13 protein-coding genes are annotated in these 16,684 nt (G+C 57.6%); 5 read left to right on the top strand and 8 right to left on the bottom strand.

Features of this window, described 5'->3' with window-relative positions; translation table 11 throughout:
• Positions 1-28: 28 nt before the first annotated feature.
• The gene (gene asnS / locus HNI00_RS01430) at positions 29-1,417 is read left to right on the top strand and encodes an asparagine--tRNA ligase (protein ID WP_316790028.1); all 1,389 of its coding nucleotides are present in this window, start codon (positions 29-31) and stop codon (positions 1,415-1,417) included.
• Positions 1,418-1,544: 127 nt separating this feature from the next.
• On the opposite strand, the gene HNI00_RS01425 is transcribed toward asnS, so the two are convergent.
• The 6 genes from HNI00_RS01425 to HNI00_RS01400 all read right to left on the bottom strand — a co-directional run bounded on the left by HNI00_RS01425 (position 1,545) and on the right by HNI00_RS01400 (position 8,134).
• Positions 1,545-2,246 carry a cysteine hydrolase family protein gene (locus tag HNI00_RS01425; protein WP_316790026.1) on the bottom strand — a complete coding sequence of 234 codons (702 nt, stop codon included), beginning with the start codon at positions 2,244-2,246 and terminating at the stop codon, positions 1,545-1,547.
• An 80-nt stretch (positions 2,247-2,326) separates the two neighbouring features.
• Positions 2,327-3,874 carry an ABC transporter ATP-binding protein gene (locus tag HNI00_RS01420; protein ID WP_316790024.1) on the bottom strand — a complete coding sequence of 516 codons (1,548 nt, stop codon included), beginning with the start codon at positions 3,872-3,874 and terminating at the stop codon, positions 2,327-2,329.
• A gap of 142 nt (positions 3,875-4,016) precedes the next feature.
• A complete protein-coding gene (gene biuH, locus HNI00_RS01415; RefSeq protein ID WP_297088298.1) occupies positions 4,017-4,700 on the bottom strand; it encodes a biuret amidohydrolase in 684 nt (227 codons plus the stop codon).
• A gap of 15 nt (positions 4,701-4,715) precedes the next feature.
• Entirely contained in the window at positions 4,716-5,648 is a 933-nt protein-coding gene (locus tag HNI00_RS01410; protein WP_316790018.1) for an ABC transporter permease, read from the bottom strand.
• A 161-nt stretch (positions 5,649-5,809) separates the two neighbouring features.
• Positions 5,810-6,928 (bottom strand): ABC transporter permease, encoded by a 1,119-nt coding sequence (locus tag HNI00_RS01405; RefSeq protein ID WP_297088302.1) that lies wholly within the window; start codon positions 6,926-6,928, stop codon positions 5,810-5,812.
• 6 nt (positions 6,929-6,934) lie between these two features.
• The gene (locus HNI00_RS01400) at positions 6,935-8,134 is read right to left on the bottom strand and encodes a BMP family ABC transporter substrate-binding protein (protein WP_420156276.1); all 1,200 of its coding nucleotides are present in this window, start codon (positions 8,132-8,134) and stop codon (positions 6,935-6,937) included.
• A gap of 385 nt (positions 8,135-8,519) precedes the next feature.
• On the opposite strand from HNI00_RS01400, the gene HNI00_RS01395 reads away from it, so the two are divergent.
• Entirely contained in the window at positions 8,520-12,494 is a 3,975-nt protein-coding gene (locus HNI00_RS01395) for a WD40 domain-containing protein (RefSeq protein WP_316790013.1), read from the top strand.
• 97 nt (positions 12,495-12,591) lie between these two features.
• On the opposite strand, the gene HNI00_RS01390 is transcribed toward HNI00_RS01395, so the two are convergent.
• Positions 12,592-13,191, bottom strand: coding sequence for a GNAT family N-acetyltransferase (locus HNI00_RS01390; RefSeq protein ID WP_316790012.1), 600 nt, complete (start codon positions 13,189-13,191; stop codon positions 12,592-12,594).
• A gap of 46 nt (positions 13,192-13,237) precedes the next feature.
• Here HNI00_RS01390 and HNI00_RS01385 point away from each other — a divergent pair, with 46 nt between their 5' ends.
• The 3 genes from HNI00_RS01385 to HNI00_RS01375 all read left to right on the top strand — a co-directional run bounded on the left by HNI00_RS01385 (position 13,238) and on the right by HNI00_RS01375 (position 15,798).
• The gene (locus tag HNI00_RS01385) at positions 13,238-13,576 is read left to right on the top strand and encodes a rhodanese-like domain-containing protein (RefSeq protein ID WP_316790011.1); all 339 of its coding nucleotides are present in this window, start codon (positions 13,238-13,240) and stop codon (positions 13,574-13,576) included.
• Between the two features lie 669 nt (positions 13,577-14,245).
• The gene (locus tag HNI00_RS01380) at positions 14,246-14,902 is read left to right on the top strand and encodes a sigma-70 family RNA polymerase sigma factor (RefSeq protein WP_172355025.1); all 657 of its coding nucleotides are present in this window, start codon (positions 14,246-14,248) and stop codon (positions 14,900-14,902) included.
• Between the two features lie 275 nt (positions 14,903-15,177).
• Positions 15,178-15,798: an anti-sigma factor family protein gene (locus tag HNI00_RS01375; RefSeq protein ID WP_316790010.1), complete on the top strand. Its 621-nt coding sequence runs from the start codon at positions 15,178-15,180 to the stop codon at positions 15,796-15,798.
• Between the two features lie 144 nt (positions 15,799-15,942).
• Here the strand turns inward: HNI00_RS01375 and HNI00_RS01370 are convergent, their stop codons facing one another.
• Entirely contained in the window at positions 15,943-16,398 is a 456-nt protein-coding gene (locus HNI00_RS01370) for a hypothetical protein (RefSeq protein ID WP_316790009.1), read from the bottom strand.
• Positions 16,399-16,684 lie beyond the last annotated feature (286 nt).

The following is a 16,684-nucleotide window of genomic DNA, read 5'->3' as shown; positions in this document are numbered from 1 at the left end:
CCAACTCCTGACCCCTGATCTTTGAAATATGCCGAACCGCATTCTTGACCTCCTCCGCCAGGGCCAGCCCAACGATGCCGTGAGCGTGCGCGGCTGGGTGCGGACGAAACGTGAACAAAAGGAGTTCACCTTTATCGAGGTGAACGATGGCTCCTCGATGGCGGGGCTGCAAGTGGTGGCAAATCAAGACATGCCGGGATATGCCGAGGCGATCGCCCGCATCAACACAGGCGCGGCGGTGGAGGTGTCGGGGAGGCTGGTGGAGTCGCCCGCTAAGGGGCAGCGGATTGAGCTACGGGCAGAGTCGGTTACGGTCTACGGCGAGGCAGACCCGGAAACCTATCCGCTGCAAAAGAAGCGGCACTCATTTGAGTTTTTGCGGACGATTGCCCACCTGCGATCGCGCACCAATACGCTTGGCGCAGTTTTCCGCGTCCGCAACGCCGCTGCTCAGGCGGTGCATCATTTTTTCCAAGAGCGGGGGTTTCTCTGGGTGCATACGCCCATCATCACGGCGAGCGACTGTGAGGGCGCGGGAGAGTTATTCACCGTCACGAATCTGGATTTGAAAAATCCGCCCAAGACGAAAGAAGGCGAGGTTGATTTTGGGCAAGACTTCTTTGGCAAACGCGCCTATCTCACCGTCTCCGGGCAGCTAGAGGCGGAAATCATGGCGATGGCGTTTTCCAATGTCTATACTTTTGGCCCCACGTTTCGCGCCGAAAATTCCAACACGTCGCGCCATTTAGCGGAGTTCTGGATGATTGAGCCAGAGATGGCGTTTTGCGATTTGCTGGGCAATATGGAACTGGCCGAGTCCTTCCTGAAGTCCGTGTTCAAGCATGTGCTAGAGACATGCCCAGAAGATATGGCGTTCTTTAATGAGCGCATTGAAAACACAGTGCTGGAAACGGCCGAGAATATTATTAACAGCGAGTTTGCGCGGATCACCTACACGGAGGCGATCGCCCTTCTGGAAAAGAGCGATCGCACCTTTGAGTACCCTGTTTCCTGGGGACTGGACTTGCAATCGGAACATGAGCGTTACCTGGCAGAGGAATTGTTTAAGAAACCGCTGATCGTCACAGATTACCCTGTCGAGATCAAGGCTTTTTACATGCGGCTGAATGACGATGGGAAAACGGTTCGCGCAATGGATGTGCTTGCGCCGCGTATTGGAGAAATCATCGGTGGATCACAGCGTGAGGAACGTCTGGATGTCTTGGAGAAACGCATTCAAGACTTAGGAATGCCCATCGAAGATCTCTGGTGGTATCTCGATCTGCGACGGTTTGGCACGGTGCCCCATGCGGGCTTTGGGCTTGGGTTCGAGCGTCTGGTGCAATTCATGACGGGAATGCAAAATATCCGCGATGTCATCCCCTTCCCCCGCACGCCGCTCAGCGCTGAATTTTAGGCAGCAAGCGGGTCTGCGAACCGACATGCGAACCGACGCGCTAGCCGAAAAGAAAAACCGCCTGCGGGGCTGAATTCACAGGCGGCCATGCAGAGGTTCTCTGCCCGATTTAGGGTGAAGCGGTAGCTCAGACAGGAGAAGCCTCTGACGCTCGGAATGCGGCGAATGTGTCCAGCACGTTTGCTGAGGGAGCCGTCCAGCCGACGATGCCGCCCTGCGCCCGCACCATTTCCAGGGTCGCCTGCTTAAATTCTGGAAAATAGCTCTCGGTGCAATCTTCCACCATCAGGCATTCATAGCCGCGATCGTTGGCTTCGCGCATCGTCGTCTGCACGCACACCTCAGTAGTTACGCCCGTCATCAATAAGTGGGTGATGCCGCGCTCTGCCAAAATTGCGCCCAGCGGTGTCGCGTAAAATGCGCCTTTTCCTGGCTTAGGGATGACGATTTCACCCGGCAGCGGAGCCAAGTCGGGAATAATGCCGTTTCCCGGTTCCCCCAGCACGAGAATTCGCCCCATCGGGCCCTCGTCGCCAATTTTCAGTGAGCCTTTGCCCCGATTGAGCTTGGCAGGCGGGCAGTCGGATAGATCGGGCTGGTGGCACTCGATCGTGTGGATCACAGGCAAATCTAGTGCCCGAAACGCTGCCAGCAGTTCCTTCAGCGCTGGAACGATTGCCTGGAGTCGCGTTACGTCATTCCCTAGCGCATCGCCAAAGCCGCTCGGTTCCATAAAGTCACGCTGCATGTCGATGATGACCAGTGCCAGTTTGCTCAGGTTGTCTGGCAGGGTGTATTCGTAAGGAAGCGCTGTGATGGTTAGACCCATGATTGGTGTTCTCCGGCAGGTCGGTTTTGGATTTTGGGTTTTGAATCTTGGGTTTTGAATTTTGGATTTTGGATGCGTGGCTAATGGCCGGCCATGCTGGTGCCGATCGCCCCAAAGTCTGCTTCACTCGTTGGACTGTCGTATACAAACTTGCCGCCGCTGATGACGATGAGGCGATCGCTCAATTTCAGCAGTTCATCCAGATCCTCACTGACCAGCAGCACCGCCACGCCCCGGTTTCGGGCATCTACGATCTGAGTGTGGATGAAGTCCACCGCGTTAAAATCCAGACCAAAGCAGGGGTTTGCCGCAATCAGCAGCTTGATGTGATCGGCAGACAATTCCCGTGCCAAAACCGCACGCTGCACGTTTCCGCCAGAGAGATTGCCGACGGGCGTTTCGGGTGATGGCGTTTTGACGGAAAACTGGTGAATCAGCCCCACTGCCATGTTCCGAATCGCGTTCAAGATCAGCATGATTCCTTTTGCCTGGGGTGGGCGATCGAACGTTCGCAGAGCCATGTTTTCTGCGACGCTCATATGTGGAACGCAAGCGTTCTTTAGTGGTTCCTCCGGCAAGGCAAAAACCTTGTGTTTGAACATTTCAGCGCGGGTCGCGCTGTAGGGTTCACCGTTGACCCAAATCTCGCCAGACGTGGGTTCGCGCTGTCCTGCCAGCACTTCTACTAGTTCCCGCTGACCGTTCCCCGAAATGCCTGCAATGCCGACGATCTCACCGCTGTGAACAGTTAAGTTTACGCCTGAGACAGCCTCTACGCCGTTGTCTTTGTTGGCGTGCAGATCTCGCACTTCCAGCACAGGGACTTTTTCCAAGTCGTCAACTTTGTTAACAGGTGTTGGCTCTTTTTTCTCGCCCATCATCATTTCTGCCATCTCTGGCACGGTCAGATCCTTCACGAGGCCACTGCCCGCAAACTTGCCCTTGCGTAGGACTGTAATCTCGTCGGTAAAGGCCATCACCTCACGGAATTTGTGCGAAATCATCAGCACGCTCAGCTTGCCATCGGTGACTTGTTCGCGCAGCAGACCCAGGACTTCGTCCGCCTCGGCGGGAGTCAGCACCGAAGTCGGCTCATCCAGAATTAGGATGCGGCTCTTCAGGTAAAGCTGCTTGAGAATTTCCAGCTTTTGTTTTTGTCCAGCGGCGAGTTGGGCGATCGGCACGTCAATCGGCACGCGGAAGGGCGAAGCATCCATAAAGGCTTGAAGCTCCTCTAGTTCATCCTTCCAGTTGATTAGCGCCTTGCTTTCGTAGCGAGACAGAACCAGGTTTTCGGCGACCGTCATGGCAGGAACGGAGGTGAAATGCTGATACACCATGCCGATGCCGTAGTGGTGTGCATCGCGGGGATTGGCGATTTTTACCGGGTTGCCGTCGATCAGCACGGCCCCAGAAGTGGGGGAATAAAAGCCCATGATGCACTTGACCAAGGTGCTTTTGCCCGCGCCGTTTTCGCCCAGCAGCGCGTGAAAGCTGCCAGGTTTGAGATGCAGCGATACGTTATCCAGCGCGATGAGTGTGCCAAAGTGCTTGGACATGCCTGTGACCTGGAGATCGGGCGGACGCTCGACTTGGAGGGTTGGGCTAGTTGTGGCGATGGAAGTCATGAGGGGTGATGGGGTTAGAGGTTAACCAAGGTCGAAGATAGGGCTGTTTGAGATGCGATATGCAGAGGAAATGTACTGATTAATGAACCTACCAATGAATCTGCCAATGAATCTGCTGATGAATCTGTTGATGATTCAGACTTTATGAGGCGATCGCCTCGATGAAGGAACGTGAATCGGATACTGCGCCGAACACGCCGCCCTGCATTTTAATCATCTTGAGGGCAGCCAGATGATTGCCATAATCCGTTGCAGCAGTACAGTCCGAGAGCAGCAGACACTCATAGCCGCGATCGTTTGCGTCCCGCATGGTGGTATGCACACAGACATCAGTGGTGACTCCGGCAAGGACGATATTTTGAATACGATTACGCTGTAGCACAAGATCTAGATCGGTTGCGTAGAAGGAACCCTTGCCGGGTTTGTCGATTACCACTTCGCCGGGTAGTGGGGCCAGTTCGGGGATGATTTCCCAGCCGGGTTCGCCGCGCACCAGAATCTTGCCGCAGGGCCCCGGATCGCCAATGCCTGCCCCAATTTGGCGCGATCGCCACTGTTTGTTTTCTGGCAAATCCGACAGGTCAGGGCGATGTCCCTCGCGGGTATGCATGACGTGATAGCCCTGCGCCCGTGCGGCCGCCAGCACAGACTGAATTGGCTCGATCGGCGCACGGGTCAGCGACAGGTCATAGCCCATCTTGTCTACATAGCCACCCGGGCCACAAAAGTCGATCTGCATATCAATTACCAGCACGGCCGTATTGCCGGGATGCAGTTCGCCGTTAAATGGGTAGGGATAGGGATCGGCCTCTACAAATCGTCCCATCATCAACCTCCTGAATCAGCTATCGGTTCCAAGCGCCCCAGGAACGCCGCTGAGCGTGCGCTTGGGCGAGCAGGTAAAAATCATAATCAGCAGCGTCAGCACGTAGGGCGCGGCGTTGAACAGGTAATAGCCTTCCTTAATGCCAACGGACTGCAGGGCGGGGCCGAGGGCCTGTGCGCCGCCGAAAAGCAGCGATGCCCAGAGGCACATGATCGGGTTCCAGCGGGCAAAGATGACTAGCGCCACTGCCATCAAGCCCTGACCGCTGGAGATACGCTCCGTCCACAGGCCGGGATAATACAGCGACAGTGCCGCGCCGCCGATGCCCGCCAGGAAACTTCCGGCAATGACGCTGAGCATCCGCACTTTGAAAATCGACACGCCCATTGCACGAGCGGCTTCGGGACTGTCGCCTACGGCGCGGACGAAGAGGCCCCAGCGGGTGGAACGGAAAAACCAGGCCATCAGAGGGGCAATCGCCAGCCCAATTAAAAACAGCGGACTGATTTGCAGCGCGGCTTGCAGGGCGGGAACCTGGCTCCAGTTGCCCAGGTCAATCGTCGGCAGTTGGGGAGCCTTGGGCTGAATAAAAGGCTTGCCAAAAAAGAACGCCACGCCGCTGCCAAAAATAATCATGGCGATGCCCACCGCCACATCATTGACGCGAAACTGCTGCGATAGCCAGCCGTGGATTGCGCCGAGAAATGCTCCCGCCAGCCCTGCTGCGATCACACCCAGCCAAGGTGAGCCAGTGAGATAGGAGATCGCGTAGGCCGCCATCGCGCCTGTCAGCAGCGTCCCTTCCAGACCCAGGTTAATTTTGCCGCTCTTTTCCGTCAGGCACTCGCCCAGGCTAACGAACAGAAAGGGTGTGCCGCCGCGCATGGTTCCCGCAATGATTGCCAGGGGAACACCAAGCCAGCCGATTGCTTGTGAGGGTTCTGACATAGTTAGAGTATTGGGTTGGAGTGTTGGGTTGGAGTGTTGGGTTGGAGTATTGAGTTGGAGTGTTGGGTTGGAGTATTGAGTTGAAATGTTGGGGTGTTGGGGTACTTCTGAATCAGGCGAGGGCGATCGCCCTGCTGCTCCACCGCCTCATCGCGTCTGGCTCAAACCGTGACCACTGGCTCCTGCCCCGGACTCGGCGGCGGCGGCGCGGGGGGTTCGATAACGATGGGCTTTTCTTTGAAGAGGCCGAACTTGCCGTAGAGCGAGTCGCTATAAAGCACCATCAAGAAGACGAGTCCCTGGAAGATCAGCACGGTGGCATCGGGCAGTCCGTGGGCCCGCTGGAGGATGCCGCCGCTGGCGAGGATGCCGCCGACTAGGAGGGAAATCAGCACGGCGGCGAGGGGGTTGTGGCGGGCGGCAAAGGCGACGAGGATGCCACCGTAGCCGTAGCCAACATTCAGCGATTCGTTGGCGGAACCCTGCACAGCGGCTACCTCCACCATGCCCGCCAAACCCGCGCAGGAACCTGCCAGAAAGCAGATCATCACCGTCAGCCTGCCGACGGGTAGCCCCGCAATTTTGGCGGCACGGATGTTGCCACCAGCGGTGCGGGCGGCGAAGCCAAAGGTGGTGCGCTGCATCAGGAAATAGGCAATGACGCAGGCGATCAGCCCATACAGCAGGCCCCAGTGAACCCGCGTGCCGGGAATGTTGCCCAGCATGTTGACCTCCGCCAGCGGAAAGGTGGAGGGCTTGTTGAGGGAGCTGGGGTCGCGCATGGGGCCGCCAACGAGGTGATTCAGCAGGGCGATCGCCACGTAGTTCAACAGCAGGCTGCTAATCGTCTCATTCACGCCGCGATAGTGCCGCAGCCATCCCGCCGCGCCGATCCAGATGCCGCCCATCACCATCCCGGCGATCGCCATTGCGATCTGCACCATCAAAGGAGGGAAAGCCGTTCCCATAGCGAGACCCATCGAAACGGCTGCCAGTCCACCAACCACCAGTGCGCCTTCGTTGCCAATGATCACCAACCCCAGTCGGGCGGGCAGTGCCGTACACAGAGCCGACAGCATCAGCGGAGCCGCCCGCACCAGCGTATTTTGGAAGGTGCTCCACTTGCCAAAGGCAGCCTTCCAGATCGAGGCATACACCGCGAAGGGGTTTGTTCCCACCAGCGCACAAAAAATTCCAAACAGTAAGATTCCGGCCAGAATGGCCCCAAACGATAGACAAAGAGATTCCAGCGTCCTGCGCCAGGTTTGTGAAAGCGCCATTGTTCTCTAGCCTCCCACTGACCCGATTACGCCTTCTACCAGATAATCCATCTGCTCTAGCTTGGGATCTTTTTGCTCCAGCTTTTCGTTCGCCCCGACCACCACGCCGCCTTTGTTGTCCTTCACTTCGCCGGAATAGATGACGAGGCTCCCGTCTATCAGCGTGGCTTTGGCTGCGTCCGCAGCGGCCTTGGCTTCGGCGCTGACTGCCGGGCCGTAGTCCGATACCTTACAGAAGCCGTCCTTCAAGCCGCCGCGCAGGATGTGGTCAATTGTGCCGTCTTGCAGCGACTTGCCCGCGTAGATGTCTTCGGCAATTTTGGAGTAGATATTCGTCCAGTCCCACTCGGCTCCTGTGAGGTAGCCCTTAGGAGCCAAGGCCGCTTGGTTGGCATGATAGCCTGTGCAAAAAATGCCGCGCCGTTCCGCTGTTTCCATCACCACCTTCGGACTGTCCACATGGCAGGTGACGACATCAATGCCCTGATCCACCATGCTGTTGGTGGCTTCTGCCTCTTTGATCGGTTCCGCCCAGTTTCCGGTGAAGAGAACCTGAGTTGTGGCATCGGGGCGGACGCTGCGAGCGCCAAGGGTGTAGCTGTTGACGTTGCGAAGCACCTGGGGGATTGGTTTCGCGGCCACAAAGCCCAGCTTGCCGCTCTTGGACGTGAGGGCTGCGACGATGCCCGCAACGTATTGCGCCTCGTCGATATAGCCAAAGTAGCTGCCAATATTTTTTGGCGTTTTGCCTTCCTGGTACAGTCCGCCCGCGTGGAAAAACTGGACATCGGGATATTCTTCCGCCAGCTTCAGGATGTGTGGGTCAAAGTAGCCGAAGGAAGTGGGAAAAACTGCCTTTGCGCCGTCGATGTCGATCATGCTCCGCATTGACTCGGCAACGGCGGTGGTTTCGGGCACGTTTGCCTCTTCCACCAGCTTCACCCAGCTAAACTTCTTGGCCATGCCCGCTGCGCCCTCGGCGTGGGCCTGGTTGTAGCCGTAGTCGTCCTTCGGCCCGACATAGATAAAGCCGATGGTGAGCGGGTCGCCGCTGCCTGCTGCGCCCCCCTCGGCGGCATCTGTTCCGCCTGTGCCAGAAGGACTGCACGCTGTTCCCAACTTCGCCGTGAGACCAAAGGCGCTGGTGGCCAGCAGCCCTCGAATCACCTGCCGACGAGACACGTTCAAAATTCGCTTCCTGCCCATCTCTTTGCTCACAGTGCCAGCTCCCTTAGCGACAAAACCTGGTGACGAAACCTCTGCGGTGAAATCCTAATCTCGAAACTCTCGAAACTCTTGAAACTCTGAATCCCCAGATTGCGGCGGCTCGAAGAACCCTGAAGCCGTCCTGACTGGGGTGATTAGAAGTTAGACCAAAGCCTATCAAAGCCGCGCCGGAAACGGGGTTCTAAAAGGTGTGGGAAAGGTTCGCAAAAGGTTCGATCTGAGGCAAACAGAATGTGCCTTGGGCTACAAAGGGCGATCGCCCAAACCGTTAGCATCGCTGATACGCAATGGGGAGCCGCAGTGGGGAGCAATGAGCGCGATCGCCCTGATAGCGGGCAATTTCGAGTCTTTTTTGTAAACAGTTATGAACTCCGAAGAAGCCCTAGCCATAGTTGAGTTCGCCCTGCGGGACAATCGCCTCAGCAAGCTGCAACGCGCGGTGTTTTGTCAGGCCTGGGAGGAGCAATCTTATCTAGAAATTGCTCGTCGCTATGGCTATGAGTTGGGCTATGTGAAACAGACGGGTTCCCAGCTCTGGCAACTGCTGTCGGATACGTTCCAGGAAAAGGTCACCAAGCACAATTTGCAGGTCGTGCTGAAGCGGCAGGCTCCACGGGTCAAAGCCACGGGTTCAGACCCGGAGCGATTAGAACCCGTTGCTTTAGAACCCATAATTTCAGAGCCGTCGGCTGTGCTGGCGCAACGGGCTGAACCCGCCGCAAATCGAGAGACGCTGCTGCGAAATTCTGCTCTGCTGTTGTCTGCTCCGGTTGCCACCTTGCCCGAAACCGGCGTGGCAGTCGCCCCTCCCGTTTCCGCGGCTGCTTCCCCTCCTGCGCCCGTGGCCGACTGGGGCGATGCGGTCGATTTACCTGCCTTCTATGGTCGTGATGCCGAGTTGCAGCAGGTCGCAGACTGGATTTTGGGCGATCGCTGTCGGCTGATCCTGATTTTGGGCATGGGGGGCATCGGCAAAACCACGCTGTCCGTCAAGCTGGCAAAACGGCTATCGGAGCGGCAAACCGCTGAACCGGGCAGAGGCGATGCACCGTTTCAGTTCACCCTCTGGCGATCGCTCCGCAACGCGCCGCCTGTCCTGGAACTGCTGGCAGATCTCATTCAGGTTCTCTCCCATCGCCGAGATGCCGACCTGCCCGACTCGCTAGATGGGCGCATCCGCCGCCTGCTGGACTATTTGCGGCAGCACCGCTGTCTGATCGTTCTGGATAACGGTGAAACGGTGATGCGGCAGGGCGATCGCGGCGGCGGCTACTTACCCGGTTACGAGGGCTATGGTCAACTGCTGCAAGCTCTGGGCGAAGCAGAACATCAGAGTACCGTCCTCCTCACCAGCCGCGAAAAGCCGGGAAACCTAGCGGTGCGCGAAGGGTCGCATCTCCCGATTCGCTCGCTGCGCCTGTCGGGCTTGCCGCCAGACATAGGGCAGGAACTCTTTGCGCTGAAGGGCGAATTTAGCGGCACGGATGCCGAGTGGCAAACACTGGTGAGCCACTATGCGGGCAATCCTCTGGCGCTGCAAATGGTTGCCTCGGTGATTCAGGATCTCTTCGACGGGCGGCTTACAGACTTTCTGGACTGTCTGGAAACAGGAACCTCGGTCTTCGGCGATATCCGCGATCTGTTGGCGCAGCAGGTAAACCGCCTCTCGCTGCTGGAGCGACAGGTGATGGACTGGCTGGCGATCGCCCGCAAGCCCGTGACCCTCTCCAACCTGCGATCGTGGCTGGTGCCGCCTGTGATGCTGGGGGCGCTGCTGGAGGCGATTTGTTCCCTAGAGCGGCGCTGTTTGATTGAGAAAACCGCACCCCGTCTCACTGAAAAATCGCAGGCAAGGTTCACGCTTCAGCCCGCCGTGATGGAATATGTGACGGAACAACTTATTGAACGGCTTCGGCAGGAGATTGGTCACGTTGGTGCTGCTCAAGCTGAATGTGCGAATGACCCTTCTGTGATTTCAAGCAACCTGCTGCATACCCACGCAGTCCTCCAGCCCCAGGCAAAGGATTACATCCGCGAAACGCAGACTCGGATGATCCTTGCGCCCCTGGCAAAGCGCCTGCTGGAAAACCAGACCCAGATCCAGCTAGAAGAACGAGTGCGATCGCATCTCCAGCACCTCCGCTGCACGTCTCAAGCTCGGTCTGGCTACACGGCGGGAACCCTGCTGAACCTGTTGGTGCAACTGGGTACAGACCTGACGGGTTGGGACTTTTCGGAACTCGCTGTGTGGAATGCGTATCTGCGCGGTGTGAATCTGCATCGGGTGAATTTCACCGGGGCGAATCTGATGCGGTCGGGCTTTACCGAAACCTTTAGCCAAATTTTGGCGATCGCCTTCAGTCCCGATGGCAAGCTGCTGGCTACGGGCGATGTAAACCACGAAATCCACCTCTGGCAAGTGTCAGATGGGAAGCAACTGCTCAGCTTGCGGGTTGATGAAGGTTGGGTCTGGTCGGTGGCGTTTTCGCCGGACGGACGCACCCTCGCCAGCAGCGCTAACCGCAGCGTTCACCTGTGGGATTTGCAAACCGGGGCCTGCCTGAAAACGCTGCCCGGATATAGCGATCGCGTCTTTTCGGTGGCGTTTTCGCCGGATGGACAATACCTGGCGACGGGCAGCGAAGACCACTGGGTGCGCGTCTGGAATGTGCGATCGGGAACCCTGCTGCATTCCCTAGCGGGCCATACCCATGAAGTTCGCTCCGTTGCCTTTTCGCCTGCCCCGCTGCGGCAGGGGCCGACCGCGAAGTCTGTATCCAAATCTCCCGCTTTTCTGCTGGCCAGCGCCAGCTACGACGGCACGGTGCGCCTGTGGAATGTCAGCAGCGGTGCGTGCCTTGCCACCCTAAAGCATCCAGATCCCCCTGAGACAGGGGCGCTACCCTGGGTCTGGTCAGTGGCGTTTTCACCCGACGGACACACCCTTGCCAGCGGCAATGATGACGGCACGGTGTGCTTGTGGATGGTGGAATCGGCCGGATCTTCGAGGGCTGTAATCCCGACCGCGCACCCCCCCCTGCAAGGCTCTCGGCAACCCGTGCGGGCGATCGCCTTTAGCCCCGACGGGCGCACCCTCGCCAGCGGCAGCGATGACGGCAGTCTGCGCCTATGGGACTATCGTCAGGGTGATTGTCGGCGTGTGCTGACCGGCCATCGAAGTTGGATTGCGGCGATCGCCTTCAGTCCAGACAGCGGCATCCTCGCCAGCGGCAGCGAAGACCAGTCTGTGCGCTTGTGGGACGGGCGGGGTCTGTGTTTGCGGACGCTCCAGGGCTACAGCAACGGTGTGTGGTCGGTGGCGTTTTCTCCTGATGGGCGCATTCTTGCCAGCGGCAGCCAAGATCGCACCCTGCGGTTGTGGGATCGGCAGGCGGGACAACTCCTCGGCAGCTTGCAGGGCCACACGCGCTGGATTTGGTCGGTGGCGTTTCACCCAAAGCAGCCCCTCCTCGCCAGCGGCAGCGAAGACCACAGCATCAAGGTGTGGAATGTTCAGACGCAACGCCTGCTGCAAACCCTGGAGGGACACCGCGACGCAGTGATTTCGGTGCTATACAGCCCTACTGGGGAAACGCTGCTTAGCGGCAGTCTTGACGGCACAATCAAGCTCTGGGATGCCCCAATAGGGTTGTGTCGTCGCACGCTGGCTGGCCACGAGGGCGGCGTATGGTGTCTGGCGCTGAGTGCCGATGGTCGCCTGCTGGCCAGCGGCAGCCAGGATCAGACCCTGCGCCTGTGGCATCTAGAGGATGGAAGCTGTTTGCAAACGCTGACGGGGCACACGAGCTGGATTCGGGCGATCGCCCTCAGCCCCGATGGACAACTTCTGGCCAGCGGCAGCGCCGACGGCGTGATCAAGCTCTGGCGTGTGCAGGATGGAGTCTGTGTTGCCACCCTCAAGGCGCACCGGGGGCCCGTGCTGGCGATCGCCTTTCACCCCAGCGGCAAACACTTCGCCAGTTGCAGCACCGACACCACCCTCAAGCTCTGGGATTCTGGTGCTGCCACCTGCCTGCACACGCTCCACGGACACCACCGCTGGGTGCGCTTCCTGGCCTACAGCCCCGATGGCAACACCCTGGCAAGTTGCGGGCAGGATGAAACAATCCGCCTCTGGGAGTTGGGATTTGAGGATCAGGGGTGTTGCGGGGAAGGCACGTCCTCAAGCGCTTGTTCGCCAGCCTCGCACCTGCGGCAACCCGAAGCTTCCTGGGTGCTGCGCGTGCCGCGACCCTACGAAGGAATGGCGATCGCCCAAGTCACAGGACTCACCGACGCACAGCGGGCCACCCTGCGGATGCTGGGCGCGGTAGAGTGATGCCGTGCTGAAGTGATGCCGGGTTGAAGGGACACCGGGTAAGGGACACCGGGTTGAAGTGATGCTGTGCTGAAGTGATGCTGGGTTGAAGCGCCAGTCATAGCAACAACTGCAAAAACTTCAAATCTAGCCAGCGGTCGAACTTGTAGCCCACCTGTCGCAGATGCCCGACTTCTGCATAGCCAAAGCGCTGGTGCAGCCGCAGGCTGGCGGCGTTGTCGGCATCAATTCCCGCAATCAGGGTGTGCAGGCTGCGAGCTTTGGCCGCTTCGATGAGGGGCGCAAGGAGGCGCTGACCAATGCCGCGACCGCGGGCGGGGGCTGCGACGTAGACGGAGCTTTCGGCAGTGTAGCGATAGGCGGCCCAGGCGCGGAAGGGGCCGAGGGCAGCGTAGCCCAGAATCTCGGCATTATCAGTTGCGGCATCATCGGTTGCGGCTAATGCGGCTGCGGCATCATCGGTTGCGGCTGATGCGGCTGCGGCATTAACGGCGACGAGAATGGGATAGCCCTCTGTCTGGCGGGCGGCAAACCAGGACTGGCGCATTTCCAGCGTATGTGGCTCGTAGTCGTAAACCGCAGTCGTGTGCAGGATCGCGTCGTTATAGATTGTCAAGATGCCAGGTACGTCGGCCTCGGTGGCAGGGCGAATGTGCAGGTTGTCTAGCGGCGAGTCGGTCGGTGTTTGTGGGATCATGCAGTCATTCCCCTTTGCAAAACTGCTTTATCCTACGATGCACTCGATGTCTCAACTGCCGCATATCCACCCAACGGAACTTGCCGAACGGCTGGCGCAGGGAGCGCGGCTGCAACTGGTGGACGTGCGCGAACCGGAGGAACTGGCGATCGCCCAGGTAGACGGCTTCATCAACCTGCCGCTGAGTCAGTATGGCGAATGGTCAACCAATATCCACAGCCGCTTAGATCCGGAGGCAGAAACCATCGTTATGTGTCACCACGGGATGCGGTCGGCGCAGATGTGCGGCTGGCTGCTGTCGCAGGGCTTTCAGAATGTCAAAAATCTAACGGGTGGAATCGAAGCCTATGCGATCGCCGTTGACCCCACCATTCCCCGCTATTAACGCTACTAGAGCTATTGACGCTATTAAAAAGAGTCGGATGGGCGACACATAGAAAATTCCCTCTGCAAGTTTCTATCATGCTGCCTCGCAGCAATTGATACTACATGGTTGGTGTCTTTGCTGAGAAGTGAATGCCGCCTAAACCTTGGGACAGCGGGGGGCGCTGTCCTATGGTTGCCGATGTCCAAGGAAAAATCTCCAACCCTAAAGCTGGGCCTTTGAAATGAAGGGACTGGGGGTGATTTTGACTTTTGGGTTTTGGATTTTGAATTGCCAATTCACCGATTTATCAGGCGTGGGGCGATTTCCAGGGGGGTGTTGTTTGGCGGAATGGAGAGAAGCCGTTCTCTCTAAAATGATCCGGTTTTGACAAACAGCGGTGCGGATGAAAAAGAAATGCGAATTGGGCCCCAGGGGTGTGCAGATTGAAAATCCGTCCATCTGGCCAATTGTGCCAGGGGCGATCGCGGTAGATTTAGGCTGCGAAGGCGACAGTCGTTGCTATACAAGGACTTTGGAGCCAGTGCGATCGCTGCCCTTTACACCGCTTTGCCTGTGGAACCCTGCACTCCTGACCCAAGCCAAAGCAACTTTTGCAACTCCGGTAGGAACATCACCGATATGCAAGCGTCATCTAGAAGTGTCATCTCCCAAAGCCAAGCGTTGCCCATGAGCGAGTCTATGTCTGCGTCCTGGTCTGCCGTCGGGGCATCTGCGCCCCAGGCCAAGGTTCCGGCAGAGTCTCTGTCGAACTACGATTTGATTCTGCAATGTCAGGCGGGGCTACGGCCAAGCAAGACAGCGTTTGCGGAATTAATTCGGCGCTATCAGTCTCATGTGGACAAGGTGTTGTATCACCTTGCGCCCGACTGGTCAGACCGGGCCGATCTGGCGCAGGAGGTGTGGATTCGGGTCTATCGCAACGTTAGTCGGTTGCAAGAGCCAGAAAAGTTTCGGGGCTGGCTCAGCCGAATTGCCACCAACCTGTTTTATGACGAACTGCGGAAGCGTAAGCGGGTCGATAGCCCTCTCTCGCTGGACGCACCGCGCACGCTAGACGATGGCGAGATGGATTGGGAGCTTGCGTCGGATGGGCCAGGGCCCTCCGAAGATTTGGTTACACGCGAGTTCTATGACCAATTGCGGGCGGCGATCGCCGATTTGCCAGAAGTCTTCCGCACCACAATCGTGCTGCGGGAAATTGAAGGCATGGCCTACGAAGAAATCGCTGAAATTACGGGTGTGTCTCTGGGCACGGTGAAGTCTAGAATTGCCAGAGCGCGTCAGCGGCTTCAGTATCAGCTCCAGACCTATCTGGACAGCTAAGGGATATCTCTCCACCCGTGTTGTGGAGGATTGAGGGAAAACAATGGGCGATCGCGTCGGAATTCTGGTTTGGCATGTAGCTTGTGCAACTGGAGGCTGAGGCTGGTTTTACTATATTTCCCTTATGATTCCCCGTATGATCTGAGCAAGGTTTGAACTCAACGTTGGAACTCCATCCTCTCGCGATTGTGCATAACCTTTGCACACTAGCCCTGTGCATTGACTCATCGGTTTAGCGGTTTGCTCTCGATTCTGAGTCCTTGATTGATTTGACCATGATGCCTGATATTAACGACGGTAAAACTCCCCGGCAGCGTGCCTCTCGCCCTGCCTCTGGGAGCGGTCTGCCCCCAGAATGGGCGCATCGTTCACCTGTAGAGCCGATTGACCATTTGAAGCGCGATCGCTTTGAGTTATTGAGCGCCTATCTAGATGGCGAAGTCTCCGCGAGCGATCGTCGCCAGATCGAGGCGTGGCTTGCCAGCGACGCTTCTGCACAACAGCTTTATGCTCGTCTCCTCAAGCTGCGTCAAGGGTTGCATGGGCTACGCACCCTCCCTGTTCCTGCCGAGCGCCCCGTCGAACAGACGGTCAGCCAGGTGATGAAGCGGCTGGAGCGTAAGCCAAAGCGCACTGTGGCCTGGGGCGGCATGGCGGCGGCAGCAGCGCTGTTTGCAGGCGCAGTGACGACAGTGGTGGCTCCGAGCTATCTTTCCCCGCATGTCAACGTGATTTCCCAGTCCGATTCTCAACTGATGATCGCGCTGGATCGTCCAGTCATTGACATTCCCGACATTGCCGATCCGAGTGCTGTGCCTCCGAGGACGACGACCGTTCCCGTTCCCGACGTGGTTCCTGTTACACCGTCTAACGGCGGGCAGCCTATCACGCCCTAAAGAGGCTCCAGCAAAATAAATCTCAAAATAGATCCATAGCAAAGTGCATGGGCTGTGTTTGGCTCATGCGCTTTGCTATATGTATCTCTATATATCTCTGCATATCTCTGCTCTGCCTATCTCCTAGAGCAGCTTCATTCAACTTCATTCAACCCGCACCCTGCTGCCAGATTGATCGGTGTGGACTTGGTATTTTCCTTGAGGCGTGGAAACTGTGACCCTATAGCCAGGAGTCATGACCTCAGCACAAGCCTCGTTAGGCTCTGCGGCACCCAGGCAGGCATTATTCCAGGTTTGGGGGCTGACGTTGCTCAGCGTCATTTGCGCTGTCGAAAGACCCGTCTTCTCCGCTAGCTTGGTCTTGATGCGGGTTGCGACTTCTACCGGGAGCGGTGTGGATGCTCCAAAGGAGCTAGAGGGGGCTGACGTGAGATGAGAGGAGTCCTGACGGGTGGCGGTGTGTACGCCGGAAGACCCTGGGCCAGAGGCAGCCGTTGCGCTGCACCCGGTTAACAAGCCGACCAAAAAAAGCAGGGCGATCGCCCTGAGCCACCGCTTCCAACCTGCGTCAATCGTCCACACCACATCCTTGAACATCATAAATTTGAAGGTCTATTCACCAACTCTTTAATTTTAGCGATCGCCTTGTCCATCAAGCATTTCACCGTCACTAAAAAATCATTTTGGTAGCAACACGTAGGGGACTGTATCTAACTTAGTGGCAATTCGTTCACAGCTATGCCAGTTTAGAGGAGTGCTTAATAAGCCGCGCAGCCACAGATCCGTATTCTCCGTATGGGTCTGCGCTTTCGCCCATTGCATATGCTGGGGTTGCAGCGTGGGTTCACCAAAATTTAATGCCCTGGCTCTGCATCTTCATAGAACG

The organism is Thermoleptolyngbya oregonensis NK1-22 (assembly GCF_032705245.1).
GTDB lineage: Bacteria > Cyanobacteriota > Cyanobacteriia > Elainellales > Elainellaceae > Thermoleptolyngbya > Thermoleptolyngbya sichuanensis.
This window is presented reverse-complemented; position numbering and strand designations above follow the sequence as displayed.

What these genes read in the sequence shown, in the direction of transcription:
- asnS (WP_316790028.1), top strand. Translation starts at nt 29, where the DNA reads ATGCCGAACCGCATTCTTGACCTCCTCCGCCAGGGCCAGCCCAACGAT.
- HNI00_RS01425 (WP_316790026.1), bottom strand. Translation starts at nt 2,246, where the DNA reads ATGGGTCTAACCATCACAGCGCTTCCTTACGAATACACCCTGCCAGAC.
- HNI00_RS01420 (WP_316790024.1), bottom strand. Translation starts at nt 3,874, where the DNA reads ATGACTTCCATCGCCACAACTAGCCCAACCCTCCAAGTCGAGCGTCCG.
- biuH (WP_297088298.1), bottom strand. Translation starts at nt 4,700, where the DNA reads ATGGGACGATTTGTAGAGGCCGATCCCTATCCCTACCCATTTAACGGC.
- HNI00_RS01410 (WP_316790018.1), bottom strand. Translation starts at nt 5,648, where the DNA reads ATGTCAGAACCCTCACAAGCAATCGGCTGGCTTGGTGTTCCCCTGGCA.
- HNI00_RS01405 (WP_297088302.1), bottom strand. Translation starts at nt 6,928, where the DNA reads ATGGCGCTTTCACAAACCTGGCGCAGGACGCTGGAATCTCTTTGTCTA.
- HNI00_RS01400 (WP_420156276.1), bottom strand. Translation starts at nt 8,134, where the DNA reads ATGGGCAGGAAGCGAATTTTGAACGTGTCTCGTCGGCAGGTGATTCGA.
- HNI00_RS01395 (WP_316790013.1), top strand. Translation starts at nt 8,520, where the DNA reads ATGAACTCCGAAGAAGCCCTAGCCATAGTTGAGTTCGCCCTGCGGGAC.
- HNI00_RS01390 (WP_316790012.1), bottom strand. Translation starts at nt 13,191, where the DNA reads ATGATCCCACAAACACCGACCGACTCGCCGCTAGACAACCTGCACATT.
- HNI00_RS01385 (WP_316790011.1), top strand. Translation starts at nt 13,238, where the DNA reads ATGTCTCAACTGCCGCATATCCACCCAACGGAACTTGCCGAACGGCTG.
- HNI00_RS01380 (WP_172355025.1), top strand. Translation starts at nt 14,246, where the DNA reads ATGAGCGAGTCTATGTCTGCGTCCTGGTCTGCCGTCGGGGCATCTGCG.
- HNI00_RS01375 (WP_316790010.1), top strand. Translation starts at nt 15,178, where the DNA reads ATGATGCCTGATATTAACGACGGTAAAACTCCCCGGCAGCGTGCCTCT.
- HNI00_RS01370 (WP_316790009.1), bottom strand. Translation starts at nt 16,398, where the DNA reads ATGATGTTCAAGGATGTGGTGTGGACGATTGACGCAGGTTGGAAGCGG.